This window comes from Amycolatopsis sp. A1MSW2902 (assembly GCF_017312175.1).
Lineage (GTDB): Bacteria > Actinomycetota > Actinomycetes > Mycobacteriales > Pseudonocardiaceae > Amycolatopsis > Amycolatopsis nivea.
In genome coordinates this window covers 4,866,583-4,883,811 of record NZ_QJPO01000001.1, presented here as the reverse complement: position 1 = coordinate 4,883,811, position 17,229 = coordinate 4,866,583, and the positions used below count along the sequence as shown (strand labels likewise).

Genomic DNA, 17,229 nt, shown 5'->3' with positions numbered 1-17,229 from the left:
GCAGCCTAACCGACGCAGTAATCATCCTGAAGGTTGACACAATCATCTACGAGGATGATTATGGAGACCGACCGAGAGGGGATGACCGTGAAAAAGATCAAGGTGGCAGTGGTAGGCGGCGGCACCGGCGGGTTGTGCCTCGCGCACGGCCTGTCGCGGGCCGGAGTCGAGGTGGCGGTGTACGAGCGCAGCCGCACCCGGACCGAGCGCCTGCAGGGCTACCGCGTGCACATCGCGCCGATGGGTTCCGCCGCGTTGCACGAGTGCCTCCCGCCTGCGGCGTGGGACCAGTTCCTGGCCACGACGGGGGTCAGCGAGGGCACGTTCGGCTTCGTCACCGAGAAAATGCGCGAGCTGGCGGTCTTCGACGCTCCACCCAGCGCTGACCCGACCGCCGCGCACCATTCGGTCAGCCGGATTTCGATGCACCAGGTCCTGTCGTCCGGATTGGACGGAATCCTCTGGTACGACAAGGAATTCGTGCGCTACGAGACTGATTCGAAGGGCGTCGGCCTGCACTTCGCGGACGGCACCACCGCCGAGGCGGACCTGGTCGTCGGCGCGGACGGTGCGAGCTCCCGCGTCCGTGCGCAACTGTTGCCGCACGCGAAGCGCGTGGATACCGGAATCCGGACTGTCATCGGCAAATTCCCGCTGACCGAAGCGGCTCGCACGCAGCTTCCGCGGCAGCTCGCGACGGCCCCCACGCTCGTGTTGCCCCCGCCCGGCTGCGGGATGTTCACCGCGCCGCACGAGTTTCCAGCGGCTTCGGTCAACGACGAGACCGCGGTCGTCGACCCGGTGCTGTTCGACAACACCGGCAGCTACGTGATGTGGTCCTACGGTGCGAAAGCTGAACGCTTCCCGGCCGATCTCGCCGAACTGGACGCTCCCGCCCTCCGTTCGCTGATCCTGGACCGGATCCGCGACTGGCATCCGGCGTTCAGCCGGCTGGTGCGGGATTCGCCGGACGGCACGGTGAGCATGCTGCCGATCCGCACGTCGGTGCCGGTCCGCGACTGGGAGACCGGCCCGGTCACCCTGCTCGGCGACGCCGTGCACAGCATGACGCCGTTCCGCGGCATCGGCGCGAACATCGCACTGCGCGACGCACAAGTGTTGTGCCGCAACCTTTCCCACGGCGGCGACGTGACCGCTGCGGTCGCCGACTACGAGCGGCAGATGCGGAAGTACGCGTACCCGCAAGTGCGTGGTTCGCTCCGCAGCGCTAAGCAGTTCGTGACGGAAAGCCGGTTCAGCCGCGGGTTGACGCGCGCGTCGATGACCGCGCTGGGAGCAGCCCTCTCGCTGCGACGGAAACTGCGCGGCTGACCTCAGCCCGCGCCATACCAGCGTCCGCCCGGCGGCATGGCGTACTCCGTGTACAGAAGGGCGGCCAGGGTTTGCCAGCCGGCTTTGTCGGCGGTGAACGTCCGGCCGCCCGGCGCGATCAGCACAGCCCGGCCGTTCGCGTCGGCGACCAGCGAGATCGGTATCCGGTACTCGTCGTAGTCGTGTCGCACGAGCCAGCGCCACCCGATCGTGAACCGGCGGCGGGCGGACACCGGATACCGCACGTCGACGTCGGAAACCCCGGTGCCCGCGATCGTCCACAGCGGAGTGACCCGAAGTCCGGCGAGATGCACGAGCTGCGGCTTCTTGCCGTCCGGTTCGAAGCGGTAGTACGGCCGCCTGCACCAGCGCTCCCAGCGAAGCCGCCGTCGTTCGCGGCGGATCGGGCCGTGCAGCCGGGACCGTGCTTCCTCCAGCAACGCGAGGGCACGGGCGTAGTCGGGATCGTTGCGGGACACGAGATCCTCCCCTCTCTCGCGCCCGAAGCTACTGACCCGGCCGGGGACCGGTCCCGCTCTGCTTGTCCACCAGCGACCGGAGCTGGAACTTCTGGATCTTGCCGCTGGCAGTCCGCGGGAGTTCCGGAAACAGTTCCACGCGCTCCGGCCAGTACTGCTTGGCGACGCCCTTTTCGGCGAGAAAACCGCGCAGCTTCTCCAGATCCAGGTGCGCGCCGGGTTTCAGCACGAGACAGGCGCACGCGCGTTCCTGAAGCCGCGGATCGGGGACCGCGACCACCGCGACCGCTTCGACGTCCGGATGTTCGTAAAGGACGTTCTCCACATACGCGACCGGGATGTTCTCGCCGCCGCGGATGATCACGTCCTTGGTGCGGCCGGCGATGCGGAGGTAGCCGTCGGCGTCGATGGTCGCGAGGTCGCCGGTGTCGAACCACTCGCCGGTGAAACTCTCGCGGGCCAGTTCGAGCCGTTCGGCGTAGCCGACGAACAGGAACGGCCCGGCGACCTGCAGGCGGCCCTCCGCGCCCGGCGGCAGTTCGGCCCCGTCCGCGTCGACGGTCCGGATCCGCATTCCGGGCCACGGATAACCGTCGGTGTCGATCAGCTTGTCGTCCGGATCGCCCGGGATGCCGAGCGTGACCAGCGCGTCTTCGCTCTGCCCCCAGCCGCCGAGCACGACGAGACCGGGCAGTTTCTGCCGCGCCTGCCGTACGAGCGCGCGGGGGATCGGTGCGCCCATGCAGCAGAACCGTTGCAGGGAACTGAGATCGTGGTCGGCGAGATTCGGCGCGGACAGCAGGTCGTGCAGGAACGGCGTGGCGGCCGAGGTGTAGGTGATGCCGTGCTCGGCGACCAGTTCCACGAACCGCGCGGCATCCCACACGTCTTGCAGCACGCAGGTCGCGCCGTTCTGCACGCCGAGCCTCGCGCCGTAAAGGAAACCGGTGAGATGCGCGAGCGTCGACGCCATGTGCAGGACGCTGTCGGAGGTGATGCCGAGCCGGTCGGGGAGCGGGTTGTTCGCGGCGACGGCCGTGTTGTGCGTGTGCATCACGCCCTTGGGCTCGCCGGTGGTGCCGGAGGTGAAGATCAGCAGGGTGACGTCGTTGGGATCAGGCCGCCACGACGGCAGCTCGTGCCGCTCTTCCCAAGGGGTCGCGGCGAACTCGTCCCAGGACGACCCGACCACCAGCACGTGCTCCAGGTCCGGCCACCGCGGACGGAGCCGCTCCGCCATCGCCGGATAGTCGAAACCGCGGAATTCCCGCGGCACCACCAGGATTTTCGACTTCGCGAGCGCCACCATGAAGCCGACCTCGCGGTCCCGGTAGATCGGGATGAGCGGATTGCTGACCGCGCCGATCCGGCTCGCCGCGTAGTGCACGACGATCCACTCGATCCGGTTCGGCAGCTGGAAGGACACGACGTCGCCAGGCCGGACGCCCAGTTCCAGCAGCCCGAGCGCGCACCGGTCGACCTCCTGTTTGAGCTGGCCGAACGTGACGCTGCGCTGCGAATCGACGAACGCGGTCTTGTCCGGCGCGGCCGCCGCGGCGTCGTCGAGATAGTCGGTGATGGTGCGGTTCGCCCAGTACCCGGCGCGGGTGTGGGCTTCGATCGTCTCGTCGTCGAGGATCGTCGCGAACATGGCGGGCTCCGGGTCAGCTCATGGTGAGGCCGCCGCTGACGCTGACGGTCTGGCCGGTGACGTAGGCGGCCTCGTCGGAGGCCAGGAAGGCGACCACGTTCGCGATGTCGGACGGCTGCGCGAGCCGCCGGAACGGGATGGCTTTCGTCAGTGCTTCGCGCAGCTTCGGGTTGTCGCCGCCGAGCGAGGCGAACAGTTCGGTGTCCGCGGGACCAGGGCAGACGACGTTGGCGTTGACCGTGCTGCGCGCCAGTTCCCGGGCGATCGACTTCGTGAACGCGATGATGCCGCCCTTCGCCGCCGAGTACACCGCCTCGCCCGACGAGCCGACGCGACCGGCGTCCGAGGCGATGTTGACCACGGACCCGAAACCCTGCTCGACCATCACCGGCAGCACTTCCCGGCAGGTGTTGAGCACGCCGTAGAGATTGATCTGCACGACGCGGTCCCAATCGGCGCGGTCGGACTCGACGAACGGACCCGCCTTGTCCCAGCCGGCGTTGTTGACCAGCACGTCGATCCGGCCGAACTGCGCGCGAACCTGCTCGACCGCGCCGGCGACGGATTCGGGGGAGGTGACGTCGGTCTTCACGCCGATCCCGCCGATCGCGGCCGCGGTTTCCTTCGCGGTGGTCTCGTTGATGTCGCTAACCACGACGGTCGCGCCCTCGGCGGCCAGCTTCTCGGCGATACCTCGGCCGATGCCCTGGCCCGCGCCGGTCACGATGACGACTTTGTCCTTGAGCATGGTGCTCTCCTTAGGGTGCGTAGGCGCGGCCGAGCAGGTTGCGCGCGATGACGAGCTTCGACACCTGCGCGGTGCCGTCGCCGATTTCGAGGCCGATCACGTCGCGAAGCCGTTGACCGACCGGGCTTTCGCTGGAGTACCCGAGGTGCCCGAACGTCAGCAGGCACTGGTGGATGGTCTCGGCGGCGAGCTTCGGCGCCCAGAACTTCGCCATCGCGGCCTCGGTGCTGTGCTCGGCGTCGTTGTCCTTGCGCCACAACGCCTCGTAACAGACGTGCCGGGCGCCGCGCAGGTACGTCGCCTGCTCAGCGAGCGGGAACGCGACGCCCTGAAACGTGCCGATCGGACTGCCGAACGCTTCGCGGTCGCGAGACCACTGCAACGCCTCGTCGACCGAAACCTGCGCTGCGCCAAGGCAGGCGAGCCCGATGATCGCGCGCGAGTAGTCGAAACCTTGCATCACGGAGACGAACCCCTGGCCTTCGCCGCCGACCAACGCTTCCTTCGGGACGGGCAGCCCGTCGAAGTGCAGGGAAGCGCGGCCGATCGCCCGGCTGCCGAGGTCGTCGAACGCTGCCCGCGAGACGTACGCGTCGTCCAGTTCGACCCAGAACGCGCTGACGCCGCGGGCACCGGGGCCGCCGGTACGGGCGAGCACGAGCGCGACGTCGGCGGACATACCCAGCGTGATCGACGTTTTCTCGCCGGTGAGCCGCCAGCCGTCGCCGTCCGGTTCGGCCTTCATCTCCAGCTTCGCGGCGTCGGTGCCGTGTCCGGGTTCGGTGATGCAGAACGCGGGCACGACCTCGCCGGACGCGATCGGCGGCAACCACGCGGCCTGCTGCTCCTCGGTCGCGTTGCGGGTGAGGATGTCGCTGACCAGCGCGCTGACGATGATCAGGTAAGCCGCGTTGAAGTCGCCGCGCGCGACCTCCTCGGCCGCCATCCCGGCGACGACCGCGCTGGCCTCCTGGCCGCCGTGTCGTTCCGGGATGCGCAAGCCGGTCAGGCCCATCGAGGCCAGGTCCGCGACGAGCTGGGGTCGCAGCTTCGCCGCTTTGTCGTCGGATTGGTAATGCGGTGCAAGGACTTTCGTCGCGAACCGGCGCAGCTCGTGCCGGTAAGCGTCCTCGTCGCCGGTGAAGGTGAAGTCCATGGTCAGTGCCAGTTCACGTGCGAGACGAAGTCCGGCTTGCGCTTCTCCGCAAACGCTTGCGCACCCTCCAAGCCCTCCGGCGAGGCAGTGAACAGATCGAGCGCGGACATGGCCAAATTGGACAGTCCGGCCTGGTGGTCGGTGTCCGCGTTGAAGGACTGCTTGAGAAAACGCAGTGCGGTCGGGCTTTTCTCGGCGGCTTCGTCGGCCCACGCCTTGGCGGTCTTGAGCAGTTCGCCCGGCGGGACGACGGCGTTGACCAGACCCATCCGCTCCGCCTCGGCCGCGTCGTACTGGCGGCAGAAGAACCAGATCTCGCGCGCCTTCTTCTCTCCGACGACCCGCGCGAGATAAGCCGAGCCGAACCCGGCGTCGAACGACCCGACCCGCGGACCGGCCTGGCCGAACCGCGCGGTCTCGCTGGCGATCGTGACGTCGCACAGGACGTGCAGCACGTGCCCGCCGCCGACCGCGACGCCGTTGACCGCGGCGATCACCGGCTTCGGGATGTCGCGGATGAGCTTGTGCAGGTTTCCGATCTCGAACATGCCGCTCTAGGTCGGGCCGTAGTCGCCGGTCTCCGCGCGCTGTTTGACGTCGCCGCCGGTGCAGAACGCCTTCTCGCCGGCGCCGGTGAGGATCACCGCCTGCACGTGCTTGTCCGCCCACGCCAAGCGGAACGCCTTGATCAGCTCGTCGACCGTCCGCCCGCGGAAGGCGTTGTAGCGCTCCGGCCGGTCGATCGTGACGACCGCGGCCGGACCGTCGATCTCGTACCGGATGTCCTCGAACTCCATCGTTCGCTCCCGTCTGTCGTCTGACCACGGTGACAAAATTTGACTGTAGAGTCAAGAGTTGAACTTACAGTCAACCGGTAGGCTTCCGGGACAGCGGAAAACCGGGAGGAGCAGGATGGGCGCGGTGAAACCGCCGTCCGAGCGCGTGCGGCGCAAGCGGGGCAAGCGGATCCAGGAGATCCTGACGGCGGCGGCCGAACTGTTCGGCGAACGCGGCTACGACGCGGTGAGCCTGGAGCACGTCGCCGAGCGCCTGGACGTCACGAAGGGCTCGCTGTACTACTACTTCTCCAGCAAGGACGAGCTGGGCACAGCGGCGATCGAGACGCTCGGCGACGAGTGGACGGCCCGGCTGGAGCAGTTGCTCGACCGCACCGAGGGCACGCCGGAAGCCCGGCTGCGCGCGCTAATCCACGAACACGTCACGATCGCGGTCAACGACTATCCGGCGGCGCTGCGGCTGTTCTTGATGCCGCGCGAGTGGCCGAGCGCGCAACGCGAGCGCATCAAGGAACTCCGCCTCCGCCACGACGCGCTTTTCCGCGCGCTGATCGAAGAGGGCGTGGCGAGCGGCGAGTTCACCGTCACCAGCGTCGACACCGTGCTGCAGTGCATGCACGCCGCGATGAGCCAGGCGCCGACGTGGTGCGGTGAACTGCCGTCCGCCGCGCGGGGGAAAGCCGTGGACGAGGTCGCCGATACGTTGCTGGCGCTCGTCCACATCGGACAGTCCGGATAGCTCGGACGGCGTGCTAGAGGCGGCGCGGGGCCTCGATGCCGAGCAACGCCAAGCCCTGCACGAGTGTGCGCGACGTGAGCGTGGCCAGCTGTACCCGCGAAGCGCGCAGCTCCGGCGTTTCCGCGATCAGCACCGGGCACTGTTCGTAGAAGCGCGAGAAGGTGACCGCGGTGTCGTACAGGTACGTACACAGCTTGTGCGGCGCGTACGCGGACGTCGCCGCGCTGATCGCTTCGCTGAACCGCAGCAGCGTCAGCGCGAGCGCGCGTTCCGCAGGCTCCTGAAGCAGGATCGGCGCGTCCTCGACGGGCTCTCCGGCTTTCGCGAGGATCGACTCGATCCGCGCGTGCGCGTACTGCAGGTAGACGGACGTGTTGCCGTCCTTGGCGAGCATGCGGTCCCAGTCGAACACGTAGTCGCGTTCGCGGTCGCTGGAAAGGTCGGCGTACTTCACCGCGCCGATCCCGACCGCGCGCGCGACTTCCTGCTGCTCTTCCTTGCTGAGTTCACTCCGCTCGGCAACGACTTCCGCGGCCTGCGCCACGGCTTCGTCGAGCAGGCTGGAGAGCTTGATCGTCTCGCCGGCGCGGGTGCGCATCACCTTGCCGTCCGCGCCGAGGATCGAGCCGAACCCGATGTGCTCGGCGTGCACGCCGTCGAGCCAGCCGGCCGCACGGGCCACCGCGAAGATCATCGCGAAGTGCTGCGCCTGCGGGGTGCCGACGACGTACAGCAGGTCGGTCGCGCCGCGTTCGGCGGTCCAATACCGGATGGTGGCGAGGTCGGTGGCCGCGTAGCCGTAGCCGCCGTCGCGCTTGCGGACGATTAGCGGGAGACGGTCGCCCTCGCGGTTGGTGAAGCCTTCCGGGAACACGCAGACCGCGCCGTCGCTGATCTCGGTGAGGCCGTCGGCCTCGAGTTCGTCGACGACTTCGCCCAGGTACGGGTTGTAGAAGCTCTCGCCGTAGATGTCGTCGTCGGTGAGCGTGATGCCGAGCTTGCGGTAGGCCGCGTTGAAGTGCCGTGTCGACTCATCGACGAGTTCCTGCCAGAAAGCGAGCGTGTCCGGGTCGCCGCCCTGGAGTTTCACCACCCGCTCGCGGGAGCGGGTCGCGAACGCCTCGTCGGCGTCGAACTTCCGGCGCGCGGCCTGGTAGAACGCGTTGAGGTCGCTGCGGTCGCCGGACGGTTCGTCCAGATGATGCTCGATGAGCATGCCGAACGGCGTGCCCCAGTCGCCGAGGTGGTTGTGCGGCAGCACCTCGTGCCCGACGAAGCGCAGCAACCTGCTGATCGCGTCGCCGAGCACCGTGGAACGCAGATGCCCGACGTGCATTTCCTTGGCGACGTTGGGACTGCTGTAGTCGAGCGCGACCCGGCGCGGCTGCTCGGCTTCGGCCACCCCGAGCCGGTCGTCGCGGGCCTGCTCGGCGACGCGCTGCTCGAGCCATTCGCGGCGCAGCACGAAGTTCAGGAATCCCGGCCCGGCGATCTCCGGCCGGTCGGCGACCCCGTCCAGCTCCAGGTTCTCGACGATCCCGGCCGCGACCTCGCGGGGCGGTTTGCCAAGCCGTTTGCCGAGGCTCATCGCCAGGTTGCACTGGTAGTCGACACCGTCGCGAGTGGACACCGCGATGAGCGCCGCGGACGGGTCGAGGTCGACGTCGAACGCGCGGCGGAGCGCTGCCACCACGCGTCGGGCCAGTTCCTCACTAACCTCGGGCTTGCGCACGGTGTCCCTCCTTCGCGTAGTCGATCGTTGAAGCCTACCGACCGCGCGCGAGCGGGTTTACCGCAGTTCACTGCCCTTCGTTTCGGGCATCCGGAGGATCACGAAGAACGCGATCGCCGCCCCGACAGCGACGTACCAGAAGAAGGCAGTGGCAGCACCAGCCGCGGACAGTGCGCTGAGCACGAGCGGCGCGGTCCCGCCGAACACGGCGACGGTCAGGTTGTACCAGGCGCCGATGCCGAGCCCGCGGAGTTCGGTGGGGAAGAGCTCGCTCATGATCGCCGGGGCGAGCGAGGTCATCGCGGTGTAGAGCGCGAGGCCGACGCAGAACACGATGAGCAGATTCCAAAATCCGGGCCGCACGAGGTAGGAGAGCGGGACGATCACGAGTGCCGTCGCGCCGGACCAGACCAGCAGCTGAGGCCGCCGCCCGTACCGGTCCGCGAGGGCGCCCATCGGATACTGGAGGACGACGAAGAGCGCGGTCGCGATGGAAAGCGCGAGGAAGGTGTCGACGTCGTTCGCGCCGCGCCCCTTGACGGCGAAGGACGTGAGGGCGCTGAAGAAGGTGTAGTAGCACAGCGTCGAGAGCATCGAGAACCCGATGAGCTGCCCGACCGCCTTGGGATGTTGGGTGATCGTGGTGAGCAACGGCCGCTCAACGCGTCGCGCGGTCTCCTTTTTCTCGTGGTACAGCTCGGTTTCCGCGAGACTGCGGCGCAGCCACAGCCCGACCAGCCCGAGCACCCCGCCGAGCAGGAACGGAATCCGCCAGCCGAACGAGCTGAGGTGCGCCTTGTCCATCGTGCGGGCGAGCACGAACCCGAGCACGGTCGCGATGAGGACCGCGGACCCGGTGGAGATGTAAAAGAACGAGGAGTAGCGCCCCCGGCGTTCCTTGGGCGCGACCTCGCCGAGGTACGCGGAAGCGTTGGAAACCTCGCCGCCGAGCGAAAGCCCCTGAGCGATCCGCGCGAGCAGGAGAAGAATCGGAGCCAGCCACCCGACCTGTGCGAACGTGGGCAGCAGCCCGATCGCGACCGACCCGCCCGCCATCAGCGAAATGGTGAGAATCATGGCGGGCTTGCGCCCGTGCACGTCGGCGAACCGCCCGAGCAGCACGCCGCCGAGCGGCCGGAAGAAGAACGCGAGCGCGTAAGTGGCGAACGTGTTGATCAGGGCGAGCGTTTCGTTGCCAGGAGGGAAGAACGCGCCGGCGAAGTAGATGCTGAAGGTCGCGTAGATCGTCCAGTCGAACCACTCGAGCGCATTGCCCGCACTGGCAGCGAACAACTTCCGCACCGGCAACCGATGCCGGGCAATGCCTTCGGTCGTCGAACCGGCCATCGGGCAACCTCCACACGTCCGCACGGGCGGAACGGGACTTTGCCAGAAATGCCCGGAGATCGGTAGATCTCGGGGAAGGATGGCAGTTGGTGCTTGTCCCACTGCGGTGTGTGACGCGGGATCGCCTTTGCTGCACGGGATCGTGCGGTGGCGCAGGCTGCGGAGGATCGTGCGATGGCGGAAGCTGCACAGGATCGTGCGGTGGTGAGGGCGCAGAGGATCGTGCGATGGCGGAAGCTGCACGGGCTCGTGCGGTGGTGCAGGCGTTGCCGCGCGGCAAATGCGCGGTGGCGCGGGCGCGCACGCCGCTTCGCGCGAGGCTGGCAGCCGGGCTGGTTGGCAGATGCTCGTCCCCGCCCCGCCCCGCCCCGCCCCGCCCCGCCCCGCCCCGCTTCGTTCGTGCGGCATCTCGGATCAGCCTGGCAGCCTTCGCTGTGCCTCGACCCGCGCTCGCAACCGCGGCGGGCAGCTCGTCGAGCGCGGGCTCACTTCACCCGGCTAGTCCCGGCCCGCCGCACTCGCCAGCCAGCAGCCGCCTTCGGCCATCCCAGCCAATCCCGCCTAGCCGCGAAGCCAATCTTGCCTAGCCGCTAAGCCGCCACCGCCCGGCCCCGCAGACAAGAGGGCACCCGCCAGCAACCGACCCGGCCGCCCCAGCAACCTCGCCCAGCCGCCCAGACCCAGCGCACCTCAAGCAGTGGTCGCCAACGCGAACGGCAACACCCCCTCCGCCCCGGCCCGGCGCAGCAGCCGTGCCGCCAGGGTCATCGTCCAGCCGGTGTCGATCAGGTCGTCCACCAGCAGCACCGGCCCGCGCGTCTGCGCGACGCTCGCCGCCACGTCCTCCGGCAGGCTCAACCTCCGCCACAGATCCGCCAGCCGCTGGGCGCTGTTCGCCTGCCGCGGCGGCGGTCCGGCCGACGCCAGTTCGCCCAGGTAATCCAGCCTGCCGATCGCCGACAGCTGCAGTGCGAGGCTGTCCACCAGTTGCGGCCGCGTCGCCGACGGGATCGCCACCACCGCCACCGGACGTTGCGCCCATTGCCATCCCGCGAGCACCTTCACGCACGCGTCGAACACCGAGTCGGGGACCTCGGCGTCCGGCGCGCCCGGTCCGAGCAGTTCGCGCAGCCGGCCGCCCCAGCCCACGTCCGTGAGCCTGCCCAGCACCTGCCCTGGCTCGGCCTGCTCCTCGGTTTTGATCCGGCCCGACAGCGGCACGTCGAGCCCTTTCATCCCGCTCGGCCACTGTTTGCGCGGCGCGACCTCGACCCCGGGCCGGTCCAGCCGTTCCCGCGTGGCACCCGCGATCTCGTCGGACACCGCCGTGCTCCAGTGCTCCCCGGTGCAGTTGTCGCACCGGCCGCACGGCACCGCCTCCGGATCGTCGAGCTGCCGCCGCAGATACTCCATCCGGCACCCGCTGGTGCGGATGTACCCGAGCATCGCCTCCTGCTCGGCCGCCCGCGCGACACCGACCCGTTCGTACCGCTCCCGGTCGTACTCCCACGGCTGCCCGGTGCTTTCCCAGCCGCCGCGCACCCGGCGCACCGCACCGTCCACATCGAGCACTTTCAGCACCATCTCCAGCCGGGACCGGGAAAGCTCGACCGACGGCTCCAGCGCGGCTGTCGAAAGTGGACGGTCGGCGTACGCGAGCGCGTTGAGCACCTGCGTGACGCGCAGCTCGTCCGGGAACGCCAGCGACCCGAAGTACGCCCAGATCGCCTTGTCCTCCCGCCCGGGCAGCAGCACCACCTCGGCCCGTTCGACGCCGCGGCCGGCGCGGCCGACCTGCTGGTAGTACGCGATCGGCGACGACGGCGCGCCGAGGTGCACCACGAACCCGAGGTCCGGCTTGTCGAACCCCATCCCGAGCGCCGATGTCGCGACCAGCGCCTTGACCCGGTTCTCCAGCAGGTCGTCCTCCGCGGCCTGGCGGTCGGCCGGATCGGTCTTCCCGGTGTAGGCGGCCACCGGATAACCGCGGTCGGACAGCAGCGCGGTGACGTCGTGCGCGGCGGCGACGGTGAGCGTGTAGATGATGCCCGACCCCGGCAGCTCCGCCAGGTGCTCGGCGAGCCAGGCCAGCCGCGCCTCGTCGCTGGGCAGTTCGGCCACGGCCAGCCGCAGGCTCTCCCGGTCGAGCGGACCGCGCAGGACGAGCGTGTCCGTCTCGCCGCCGATGCCGAGCTGCTCGGCGACATCGGTGGCCACCCGGTCGTTCGCGGTCGCGGTGGTGGCCAGCACCGGCACGCCTTCCGGCAGGTCGCCGAGCAGCGTGCGCAGCCGCCGGTAGTCCGGCCGGAAGTCGTGGCCCCAGTCCGAAATGCAGTGCGCCTCGTCCACCACCAGCAGGCCGGCGCTGGCGGTGAGCTTCGGCAGCACGCTGTCGCGGAAGTCCGGGTTGTTCAGCCGTTCCGGGCTGACCAGCAGCACGTCCACCTCGCCCGCGGCCACCGACGCCTGGACCTGGTCCCACTCCTGCGCGTTCGCCGAGTTGATGGTGGCCGCGTGGATCCCCGCCCTGGCGGCGGCGGAGATCTGGTTGCGCATCAGGGCGAGCAGCGGCGACACGATGACCGTCGGCCCCGCTCCCTGTTCCCGCAGCAGCGCGGTGGCCAGGAAGTACACCGCCGACTTGCCCCAGCCGGTGCGCTGCACGACGAGCGCGCGCCGGTGGTGCGCGACCAGTGCCTCGATGGCGGTCCACTGGTCTTCCCGGAGGGCGGCGTTGTCCCCGGCGAGCGCCCGGAGCAGGGTTTCCGCGCGGGTCCGGAGGTCTGGGGTGGTGTCGGTGATGTCCACGTCCCCCGGTCTACCCCATGCGCCCGACAATCCCGGAGCCGCCCGGACCGGAACGGACGGTTTCCGGCCGGAAACGCAGAGTTATGTGACTCATGTCACAACAGTAACCTAGCTCGCAGTCGCGACGGGGAGCCCTCGCGTGCCCGCGCGTATAGGCTCACCGGCTATGTCACCACGCCGGATCGGGGTCATGGGCGGCACCTTCGACCCCGTGCACCACGGCCACCTCGTCGCGGCCAGCGAGGTCCAGTCGCGGTTCGCGCTTGACGAGGTCATCTTCGTGCCGACCGGGCAGCCGTGGCAGAAGTCCGGCCGCCGCGTCACGCGCGCCGAGGACCGCTACCTGATGACGGTCATCGCCACCGCGTCCAACCCGGTCTTCTCGGTGAGCCGGGTCGACATCGACCGCGGCGGCCAGACCTACACCGTCGACACGCTGCGGGACCTGCACGAGGAATACCCGGACGACGAGCTGTTCTTCATCACCGGGGCCGACGCGCTCGAGCAGATCCTCACCTGGCACAAGGCCGACGAGCTGTTCGACTTCGCGCATTTCATCGGCGTCACCCGGCCGGGCTACCGGCTCAACTCGCACCATCTGCCGAGCGGCAAGGTGAGCCTGGTCGAGGTCACCGCGATGTCCATCTCGTCCACCGGATGCCGCGAACGCGTCGAGCGCGGCGAGCCGGTCTGGTACCTCGTGCCCGACGGCGTTGTGCGCTACATCGCCAAGAAGGACCTCTACCGCAAGGACGCCGAGGCCTGACCGGGTACCCTCATCCGGGCGTACCCGAAATCTTGAAGGAGCACTGTGGCAGCGACGTCCGAGGCACGGGACCTGGCGGTGGCGGCCGCGCACGCGGCGGCGGACAAGCTGGCCAGCGACGTGGTCGTCCTGGACGTGTCCGAGCAGCTCGTGATCACCGACGCGTTCGTGATCGCGTCCGCGGCGAACGAGCGGCAGGTCGGCGCGATCGTCGACAACGTCGAGGAGAAGCTCCGCATCGAGGGGCACAAGCCGGTGCGGCGCGAAGGCGCGCGCGAGGGCCGGTGGGTGCTGCTCGACTACGTGGACGTCGTCGTGCACGTCCAGCACGCGGACGAGCGCTCGTTCTACGGCCTCGAGCGGCTGTGGAAGGACTGCCCGCGGATCGAGGTCGAAGGGCTGGCCACGGTCCCCGCCGACGACACCGGCGACGCGGACGGCCCGGAGGCGTGAGCCCGCGGCGGCTGCTGCTCTGGCGGCACGGCGAGACGGACTACAACGCCGCCGGCCGCATGCAGGGACACCTCGATTCGGCGCTGACCCCGGTCGGCTGGAACCAGGCCCGCTTCGCCGTGCCCGCGCTCGCGCGGTTCGCGCCGGAGCTGGTGATCGCGTCCGACCTGCGCCGGGCCACCGACACCGCGACGGTGCTCACCGAGGCGATCGGCGTGCCGCTGCAGATCGACAAGCGGCTGCGCGAGACGCACCTCGGCGAGTGGCAGGGCCTGACCGGGGCCGAGGTCGACGAGGGCTACCCGGGCGACCGCGAGCTGTGGCGCAGCGACGCCGCGTGGGCCCCGCCGGGCGGCGAGTCCCGCGTCGAGGTGGCCGAACGCGCCGCCGAAGTGGTCGACGACCTGATGCAGCCGAACTCCGGAGCCGGGGAATCGGTCCTGCTCGCCTCGCACGGCGGCCTGATCCTCGCGCTGACGGCGAAGCTGCTCGGCCTTCCGGTCGAGGTCTGGCCGTCGCTCGGCGGGATCATGAACTGCCACTGGGTCGACCTCGGCCACCGCGAGGGGAAGTGGCGGTTGCACGCGTACAACGCGGGCATCACCGGCTGACCCGATGAGCCCGCAGCTGCTCGTCTTCGGCGATTCACTCTGTTTCCACGGCCCCGAGGGCCCTTGCGCGGCCGACGATCCGCGCCTGTGGCCCAACGTCGCCGCGAACGCGTTGTCCGGCCAAGCCGATCTCGTCGCAGGCATCGGCTGGACCGCACGCGACCTGTGGTGGTCTCTCACCGGCGACCCGCGCGTGTGGGCGGATCTGCGCCGCGTCGACGCTGTCGTGCTCGCTGTCGGCCACATGGACACACTGCCGTCGCCGTTGCCGACGTACTTGCGTCAGGGACTTCGCTACCTTCGCCCCGACGGCGTGCGTCGCGTTGTACGCGGTGCCTATCTCGCTGCACAGCCACGGTTGTCTGTCGTGATGCGCGGACGTCCTCGCGTGCTTCCTGCGCGGCTGACCGTGAGCTATCTGGACCAGTCTGTCGAAGCCTTGCGCGCGCTGCGGCCTGAGTTGCCTGTGTTCGGAATGCTGCCGTCGGTGCACCGCGCCGACGCGTACGGACGCGTACACACAGGACGCGCCGAAGCAGCCGCTGCGATCGCTTCGTGGGCCGCGCGCCGCGAAGTGCCGTTGCTCGACACGCCCGGCGTGGTTGGCGAACATGTCTTGAGCGGCGCGGGAAATCCCGACGGCATGCACTGGGGATGGGCCGGACACGAAGCGGTCGGCACCGCGATGGCGAAACTCGTTGCCCCGCACCTCGGCTCCGGCCACGTAGGCTGACGACGTGTCGGTCGCCGTGGTCACGGACTCCACCGCGCACCTGCCCGAAGGCTTCGCCGAGCGGCACTCGGTGCGGGTGGTGCCCCTGCATGTCCTCGTGGAAGGCGTCTGTTCGCTCGACGGCCTCGAGATGGGCCCCGCCGCGCTCGCGGAAGCGCTGGGGGAGCGCAAGATCGTCACGACTTCCCGGCCCACCCCGGCCGAGTTCGCCACCGCGTTTCGGGCCGCGCTCGACGCGGGTGCGGACGCGGTCGTGTCCGTGCACCTGTCGAGCGAGCTGTCCGGCACCTGGGAAGCCGCAGTGCTGGCAGCGGAAGAAGTCGGCTCGGACCGGGTGCGTGTCGTCGATTCCCGCACCACAGCGATGGGTTTGGGATTCGCTGCCCTGCACGCCGCGGACGCCGCCGCTTCCGGAGCCAGCCCGGCGGAAGTCGAAGAGGTCGCGACGAAAGCGGCCGAACGATCGTCGACGTTGTTCGTGGTAGAGACGTTGGAACACCTGCGCCGCGGCGGCCGGATCGGCTCGGCCGCGGCATTGCTCGGCACCGCGCTCGCGGTGAAACCGGTGCTGCACATGTCCGACGGCCGGATCCTGCCGCTCGAGAAAGTGCGCACGATGAACCGCGCGATCGGGCGGTTGGTCGAGTTGTCCGTGCAGGCAGCGGGGACCGGACCGGTCGAGCTGGCGGTGCATCATCTCGCCTCGCCGGAGCGGGCTGTCGAATTGGCGAACCGGCTCGAGGAAGCGATCCCGGGATGCGCCGGGGGATGCGTGGTGTCGGAGATCGGCGCGGTCATCGGCGCGCACACCGGGCCCGGCGTGCTCGGCGTGGTCGTGCAGCGCGCCTAGCTGGTTTCCTGGTTGCCGAATCGCTCGAGCAGGTGCCAGACGCGTTTGAGGTCTTGCTCGTCGTGGCCAGCGACTTTCCCGAGTATCCGTGGATCGAGACGCCCTTCCTCGGCGAGTTCGGCACCGAGCGCGGTGAACTCCCGCTACGACGGTTCCGCTGGCCCACCAGCCGCCATCGTGGCGACGTGGGCGACCGCGCGTTCCCAAGCCTCCACTCGAATCACGGCCAAGACATCGTGATCGTGCGCTCGAAGGTGAGGATCCGGCGCGCCGGAACGCGTTCGCCATCGGGACGTTGCCGAGATCTGTCGCCGTACGGATGCGACGAACGTCTTGTGCAGCAAGAATTCTGGTGCCCTCGGCGAGAATTTCGCCGAGGTAGCCATTGCCGCGATGCTCGGGCAGCGTGGCGACTCGCCATGCGGTAGGGCGCCAATTCGTCCTCGTAGTGCCGGATTACCGCTGCACGGGCGGACATCCGGGTCAGGTCGTCGCGGCTGTGCGCGTCGAGCGTTCCGTCCAAGCCGCGGATCTCTCGGAAGACCAGGCGGTTTGCGGCGGCGCGACCGGAGTCCGTGGCCGCCACTTGAAGCGCAACCGCTCGGCGAGCAGTCGCGCGCGGGTCTGTTCGAGCGCGCCCATCCGGTCTTCGACCGCGCTTCGGGTCTCGGCTTTTCCTCGCCAGTCAACGGGAATCATCCGGTTGCAGACCGGAGACCGGGTGCTGGCGGACGAGCGCGCCGGACGCGAACGCTTTTCGATCACCGGTGCCGCGCGCCAAACCCGCCAGTATGACCGCGTGCCCCGACAAAATCCGGCGCGGCACCTGAGCTGAAGGCCGAGTTGTCCCCAAGGGGCGGGTTGTCCACAGATCGCGCGGAACCCGCTCGCAGTCGGACCGGCCGACGCCTAGCGTCGATCGTGTGTTCGAGCCCTCCGCCCGAGACCAGGGCACTCCCGTCAACGTCAGGCTCACCTGGCTGGCCGACCAGCTGGCCGCGGTCCCGCACCTCAGCGGACCCGGCAG

The 17,229-nt window shown here is 69.3% G+C and carries 15 protein-coding genes and 1 pseudogene; 8 read left to right on the top strand and 8 right to left on the bottom strand.

The genetic code is table 11. The features are described from left to right. Positions 1-60 precede the first annotated feature (60 nt). Complete coding sequence (locus DMP23_RS22310; RefSeq protein WP_337822393.1) at positions 61-1,332, top strand: FAD-dependent oxidoreductase; 1,272 nt, start codon at positions 61-63, stop codon at positions 1,330-1,332. Between the two features lie 2 nt (positions 1,333-1,334). On the opposite strand, the gene DMP23_RS22305 is transcribed toward DMP23_RS22310, so the two are convergent. The 5 genes and pseudogenes from DMP23_RS22305 to DMP23_RS22285 form a co-directional block, all read right to left on the bottom strand. Continuing rightward, a complete protein-coding gene (locus tag DMP23_RS22305; RefSeq protein WP_037813741.1) occupies positions 1,335-1,811 on the bottom strand; it encodes a hypothetical protein in 477 nt (158 codons plus the stop codon). A 28-nt stretch (positions 1,812-1,839) separates the two neighbouring features. Next, positions 1,840-3,462 (bottom strand): AMP-binding protein, encoded by a 1,623-nt coding sequence (locus DMP23_RS22300; protein WP_275294777.1) that lies wholly within the window; start codon positions 3,460-3,462, stop codon positions 1,840-1,842. 13 nt (positions 3,463-3,475) lie between these two features. After that, positions 3,476-4,210, bottom strand: a complete 735-nt coding sequence (locus DMP23_RS22295; RefSeq protein ID WP_134732980.1) for an SDR family NAD(P)-dependent oxidoreductase — start codon at positions 4,208-4,210, stop codon at positions 3,476-3,478. A 10-nt stretch (positions 4,211-4,220) separates the two neighbouring features. Continuing rightward, the gene (locus tag DMP23_RS22290; protein WP_337822392.1) at positions 4,221-5,366 is read right to left on the bottom strand and encodes an acyl-CoA dehydrogenase family protein; all 1,146 of its coding nucleotides are present in this window, start codon (positions 5,364-5,366) and stop codon (positions 4,221-4,223) included. A gap of 2 nt (positions 5,367-5,368) precedes the next feature. Further along, a pseudogene (locus tag DMP23_RS22285) lies at positions 5,369-6,163 on the bottom strand (enoyl-CoA hydratase-related protein). Between the two features lie 115 nt (positions 6,164-6,278). Here DMP23_RS22285 and DMP23_RS22280 point away from each other — a divergent pair. Next, complete coding sequence (locus DMP23_RS22280) at positions 6,279-6,902, top strand: TetR/AcrR family transcriptional regulator (protein WP_037813729.1); 624 nt, start codon at positions 6,279-6,281, stop codon at positions 6,900-6,902. Positions 6,903-6,915: 13 nt separating this feature from the next. On the opposite strand, the gene argS is transcribed toward DMP23_RS22280, so the two are convergent. The 3 genes from argS to DMP23_RS22265 all read right to left on the bottom strand — a co-directional run bounded on the left by argS (position 6,916) and on the right by DMP23_RS22265 (position 12,789). Continuing rightward, positions 6,916-8,634 carry an arginine--tRNA ligase gene (gene argS, locus DMP23_RS22275; protein ID WP_337822391.1) on the bottom strand — a complete coding sequence of 573 codons (1,719 nt, stop codon included), beginning with the start codon at positions 8,632-8,634 and terminating at the stop codon, positions 6,916-6,918. 57 nt (positions 8,635-8,691) lie between these two features. After that, complete coding sequence (locus DMP23_RS22270) at positions 8,692-9,981, bottom strand: MFS transporter (protein ID WP_043837322.1); 1,290 nt, start codon at positions 9,979-9,981, stop codon at positions 8,692-8,694. A 690-nt stretch (positions 9,982-10,671) separates the two neighbouring features. Further along, positions 10,672-12,789 carry a RecQ family ATP-dependent DNA helicase gene (locus tag DMP23_RS22265; RefSeq protein ID WP_337822390.1) on the bottom strand — a complete coding sequence of 706 codons (2,118 nt, stop codon included), beginning with the start codon at positions 12,787-12,789 and terminating at the stop codon, positions 10,672-10,674. Between the two features lie 166 nt (positions 12,790-12,955). Between DMP23_RS22265 and nadD the strand changes: the two genes are divergently transcribed. From nadD to DMP23_RS22235, 6 genes are all read left to right on the top strand, one after another. Continuing rightward, the gene (gene nadD / locus DMP23_RS22260) at positions 12,956-13,555 is read left to right on the top strand and encodes a nicotinate-nucleotide adenylyltransferase (RefSeq protein ID WP_078870493.1); all 600 of its coding nucleotides are present in this window, start codon (positions 12,956-12,958) and stop codon (positions 13,553-13,555) included. A gap of 45 nt (positions 13,556-13,600) precedes the next feature. Continuing rightward, positions 13,601-14,008, top strand: coding sequence for a ribosome silencing factor (gene rsfS / locus DMP23_RS22255; RefSeq protein WP_037362547.1), 408 nt, complete (start codon positions 13,601-13,603; stop codon positions 14,006-14,008). Next, entirely contained in the window at positions 14,005-14,619 is a 615-nt protein-coding gene (locus DMP23_RS22250) for a histidine phosphatase family protein (protein ID WP_043837324.1), read from the top strand. The genes rsfS and DMP23_RS22250 overlap by 4 nt, the downstream gene beginning before the upstream one ends. 4 nt (positions 14,620-14,623) lie before the next feature. Beyond that, complete coding sequence (gene octT / locus DMP23_RS22245) at positions 14,624-15,352, top strand: diglucosylglycerate octanoyltransferase (protein ID WP_037813716.1); 729 nt, start codon at positions 14,624-14,626, stop codon at positions 15,350-15,352. A 4-nt stretch (positions 15,353-15,356) separates the two neighbouring features. Then, positions 15,357-16,202: a DegV family protein gene (locus DMP23_RS22240; protein WP_037813714.1), complete on the top strand. Its 846-nt coding sequence runs from the start codon at positions 15,357-15,359 to the stop codon at positions 16,200-16,202. 448 nt (positions 16,203-16,650) lie between these two features. Next, on the top strand, positions 16,651-17,037 hold the full coding sequence (locus DMP23_RS22235) for a hypothetical protein (RefSeq protein WP_134732984.1): 387 nt from the start codon (positions 16,651-16,653) through the stop codon (positions 17,035-17,037). Positions 17,038-17,229: the final 192 nt, after the last annotated feature.